The following is a 545-nucleotide window of genomic DNA, read 5'->3' as shown; positions in this document are numbered from 1 at the left end:
CAAAGGTTCATATCACCTCGCCGGCGCTTTTCGCAGATTAGCACGTCCTTCATCGCCTCTGACTGCCAGGGCATCCACCGTGTACGCTTAGTCGCTTAACCTCACAACCCGAAGATGTTTCACTTCTGATTGCGAAAATTTGAGAGACTCGAACACACATAACATGTGTGTCGTTTCAATTTTCAGCTTGATCCAGATTTTTAAAGAGCAAATATCTCAAACGTCACCCGAAGATGAGTTTTGAGATATGACGGCAGGTGACTTTCACTCACGAACCAGCAAGTGGCGTCCCCTAGGGGATTCGAACCCCTGTTACCGCCGTGAAAGGGCGGTGTCCTGGGCCTCTAGACGAAGGGGACACTGAAGTCTCAATCGCAAGACGCCTTGCTATTTACTTTTCATCAGACAATCTGTGTGAGCACTACAAAGGCAGGTTCTTTAAGGTAAGGAGGTGATCCAACCGCAGGTTCCCCTACGGTTACCTTGTTACGACTTCACCCCAGTCATGAATCACAAAGTGGTAAGCGCCCTCCCGAAGGTTAAGC

General features: G+C 49.2%; 1 tRNA gene and 2 rRNA genes. All 3 read right to left on the bottom strand.

The features are described 5' to 3' along the window. Positions 1 to 101: ribosomal RNA gene (locus ACZ6J2_RS21805) — 23S ribosomal RNA — on the bottom strand; the annotation flags it as partial. Between the two features lie 182 nt (positions 102 to 283). Then, positions 284 to 359 (bottom strand) — tRNA-Glu (locus ACZ6J2_RS21800). Between the two features lie 85 nt (positions 360 to 444). After that, positions 445 to 545, bottom strand: a 16S ribosomal RNA gene (locus ACZ6J2_RS21795); the annotation flags it as partial.

The sequence above is a fragment of the Enterobacter sp. E14S genome (genome assembly GCF_055666685.1).
This window is presented reverse-complemented; position numbering and strand designations above follow the sequence as displayed.